This is a genomic window from Kitasatospora sp. MY 5-36, assembly GCF_001182915.1.
GTDB lineage: Bacteria > Actinomycetota > Actinomycetes > Streptomycetales > Streptomycetaceae > Kitasatospora.
The window spans coordinates 1-3,819 of sequence record NZ_LFVW01000856.1 but is presented as its reverse complement, the minus strand read 5'-3'; the positions used below and the strand labels follow the sequence as shown (position 1 = coordinate 3,819).

The following is a 3,819-nucleotide window of genomic DNA, read 5'->3' as shown; positions in this document are numbered from 1 at the left end:
CCCGGGGCGGGGCACGGTGCCCCATCCGGCGGTGCCGCCGCAGGTGCCGTACGCGACGCCGCCGTACGGCGTTCCGGCCCAGGGGGTGCCGGTCCGAGGGGTGCCGGCTCAGGGCGTTCCCGGGCACGGGGTGCCGCCGCAGGCCGACGCGCCGCAGGACGCGCCGTTCGCCCCCGGCGGCGGGGTGAGCGAGGTGCTCAGCTCGCACGAGGAGCCGCCCGCCCCGGCCGGCGGGACGCTGGTGCCCGGCGCGGTGCCGCCGCCTCCGGCCGAGGAGCCGGTCGACCCGAGCGTGTGGCGCGAGCACCCCTGAGCGGGTGCCCCGTACGGGCACCCCTGAGGAAAGGGCAAAGGGCCCCGCGGGGGAACGGGGCCCTTTGTCGTTCAGCACTCGGCGTCAGGGCCGCGCCGGTGCTGGGGTGACGGCGCCGGGGGAGGAGCGCCGTCGGGTCGGTCGGCTTCGGGGCGCGCCGCGCGGCTCCGGCGTGGGTGGCCGGCCGCGCGGGGCGCGCACGCCCGTGCGCGGTGGCTCGGCGCACAGGTCTGCGCCGGTCCTACGCTCACGGAGCGTGAACTGAGGAACCGCGGCCGCCTTCCGTGGCGCGGCTGCGGAGAACGCCGTCGCGGGCCCCCTCGGTGAGCCCGTGAGGCGCCGGGAGAACCGCGTACAACGAGCATCGTGCTGGACGGAGGGCTCGCTCTGCAACCGGTTCGGCACAGTTCGGCACAGAGCATTTCCTGCCGGGGCCGCCGTCGATGATCACGGTGCGTAGTGGTCTGGATGGTTGTGGCGCACGGGGACGCGCGTAGCGGCGCGGGGTGAAGGGGGGAGTGCGCTCGGGCGCGCACCGGACCGGACCGGGGGTGCGACGGCCGGCCCCGGGCGTCCCCGGACTCCGGCCGTCCCACCTCTCGGCCCAGTCGCGGCCGGGGTCGCTGTCCCCTGCTGGCCGGCCGCGGCACCCGCGCACGGTCCCACGGTGCCGCTGCCCGGCGGGCCGGGCGGCGGCACCACGTGCGCCGGTGGACTGGGATGGAACTCCACGCGTGGTCCTGCTGCCGTACGGCGGTGCCCCCGCGGGGGCGGGCGGCGCGTCTGGCGGACGCGGCGCGGCCGTACGTTCGTAGGAAGCAACGAACCGCCGCCCCGCCCGGTCACGGTCGTTCGGACGGGCAGACGAGTGAAACCGGACAGCCCGGTAGAATCGGTGTCCAGACACCCCACACCGTCCGCCGCAGCCGCAGCCCCCCTGCCGGGGAGGCGGTCACGCGCGGGCACCTCGATACCGCTGCCGGAAGGCCGTCTGTGTCCTCTGCAATTCCCGTCCAGTCCGCGCCGGACAACGACCCCGTTCTGGTGGTCGACTTCGGCGCCCAGTACGCCCAGCTCATCGCCCGTCGGGTGCGTGAGGCGCGGGTCTACAGCGAGATCGTGCCGAGCAGCATGCCGGTCGCCGAGATGCTCGCCAAGAACCCCAAGGCGATCATCCTCTCCGGCGGCCCGTCGTCGGTCTACGAAGAGGGCGCGCCGCAGATCGACCGCGCGATCTTCGAGGCCGGTGTCCCGGTCTTCGGCATGTGCTACGGCTTCCAGCTGATGGCCAAGACCCTCGGCGGCACCGTCGACAACAACGGCGCCCGCGAGTACGGCCGCACCCCGCTGACCGTCTCCCGCAGCGGCTCCACCCTGTTCGAGGGCGTCCCGGCGCAGCACTCGGTGTGGATGTCGCACGGCGACGCCTGCTCGGCCGCCCCGGAGGGCTTCGCCGTCACCGCCTCCACCGACCTGGTCCCGGTCGCGGCCTTCGAGAACGACGAGGCCCGGCTGTACGGCGTCCAGTACCACCCCGAGGTGCTGCACTCCGACCACGGCCAGCAGATCCTGGAGCACTTCCTCTACCGCGGCGCCGGCATCGCCCCCACCTGGACCACCGGCAGCGTGGTCGAGGAGCAGGTCGCCCTGATCCGCGAGCAGGTCGGCGACAAGCGCGCGATCTGCGGCCTGTCCGGCGGCGTGGACTCCGCGGTCGCGGCCGCGCTGGTCAACCGCGCCATCGGCGACCAGCTGACCTGCGTCTACGTCGACCACGGCCTGATGCGCAAGGGTGAGACCGAGCAGGTCGAGAAGGACTTCGTGGCCGCCACCGGCGTCCAGCTGAAGGTCGTCGACGCCTCCGAGCGCTTCCTGAACGCGCTGAAGGGGGTCACCGACCCCGAGGAGAAGCGCAAGATCATCGGCCGCGAGTTCATCCGCGTGTTCGAGCAGGCCCAGGCCGAGATCATCGCCGAGGCCGGCGAGCACGGCGAGTCGGTCGACTTCCTGGTCCAGGGCACCCTGTACCCGGACGTGGTGGAGTCCGGCGGCGGCGAGGGCACCGCCAACATCAAGTCCCACCACAACGTCGGCGGCCTGCCCGAGGACCTCCAGTTCCAGCTGGTCGAGCCGCTGCGCAAGCTGTTCAAGGACGAGGTCCGGATGGTCGGCCAGGAGCTGGGCCTGCCGGAGGAGATCGTCCAGCGCCAGCCGTTCCCGGGCCCGGGCCTGGGCATCCGGATCGTCGGCGAGGTCACCAAGGAGCGTCTGGACCTGCTCCGCGACGCCGACGCGATCGCCCGCGAGGAGCTGACCGCGGCCGGTCTGGACCGCGAGATCTGGCAGTGCCCGGTCGTGCTGCTCGCCGACGTCCGCAGCGTGGGCGTGCAGGGCGACGGCCGCACCTACGGTCACCCGATCGTGCTGCGCCCGGTCTCGTCCGAGGACGCCATGACCGCTGACTGGTCGCGCCTGCCGTACGACGTGCTGGCGAAGATCTCCACCCGGATCACCAACGAGGTCCGCGACGTGAACCGCGTCGTCGTCGACGTCACCAGCAAGCCGCCGGGCACCATCGAGTGGGAGTGACCCCTCCCACCGGCCGCCGGGGCGCTTCCTCGTCCTGAGGCCGATGCCTGAACGGCCGCGCCGTCGTTCCCGTACTGAAGGGAGCGACGGCGCGGCCGTTTCGCGGTGCGGGCGCCGCTCTCCGGGAGGGACCTCCCACCGAAAGCGGTCGGGAGCGGGCAGAATGCGGACCGGACCTGTCAGGGAGTGGCGGGCGGCGAGGGAAGGTGTGAGGGATGTCGGAGGCCAGCAACCCGGTGCCGGCCGGTGGGGGAGCGGCCGGCCGGGCCGCCCGGGCGGCGCAGCGGAGGGCGCTCGCGTCCAGGTACGCGCTGCTGCCCCTGCGGCTCTTCCTCGGCGTCACGTTCGTCTACGCCGCCCTCGACAAGCTCTCCGACGCCCACTTCCTGGCCGGAGCGGGCGACCCGGCCTCCTTCGTCTCGCAGACCCAGGCCGCCAAGGCGGGCGGCAGCCCGATCTCCTTCCTGCTCGGCCCCGCCCTCGACCACCCGACCCTGTTCGCGCTCGCCATCGCCTTCGGCGAGCTGGCGGTGGGCCTCGGCACCCTGGTCGGCCTCTGGGGCCGGGCCGCCGCGCTCGGCGGCGCCCTGCTCAACCTCAGCCTGTGGCTGACCGTCAGCTGGAGCGTCTCGCCGTACTACCTCGGCAACGACCTGGCCTACCTGATGGCCTGGACGCCGCTGCTGCTGGCCGGCACGCCGTACCTGTCGGTGGACGGCTACCTGGCCCGCCGGGCCGGGCGGGACCGCGAGCGCGGGCTGGGCGAGGACCACGTCAAGCGCCGGGCCCTGGTGGACGGCGGGATCGCGGCCGTCGCGATCGGCGGGGCCGGGCTGCTCACCGGCTCGCTGACCCGCACCTTCGGCCGGGACCGGACGGCCGCGCCCAAGCAGTCGGCGGCCCCGGCCTCCGGCGCC

General features: G+C 74.3%; 2 protein-coding genes and 1 pseudogene. All 3 read left to right on the top strand.

Annotated features, from left to right (window positions below; genetic code table 11):
- Positions 1-313 (top strand): annotated as a pseudogene (locus tag AE652_RS37265) (hypothetical protein); the annotation flags it as partial.
- A gap of 993 nt (positions 314-1,306) precedes the next feature.
- Entirely contained in the window at positions 1,307-2,902 is a 1,596-nt protein-coding gene (gene guaA / locus AE652_RS37260; protein ID WP_049659666.1) for a glutamine-hydrolyzing GMP synthase, read from the top strand.
- Positions 2,903-3,117: 215 nt separating this feature from the next.
- Positions 3,118-3,819 (top strand): DoxX family protein (locus AE652_RS37255; RefSeq protein ID WP_063780394.1); only part of this gene is annotated, 702 nt, incomplete at its 3' end.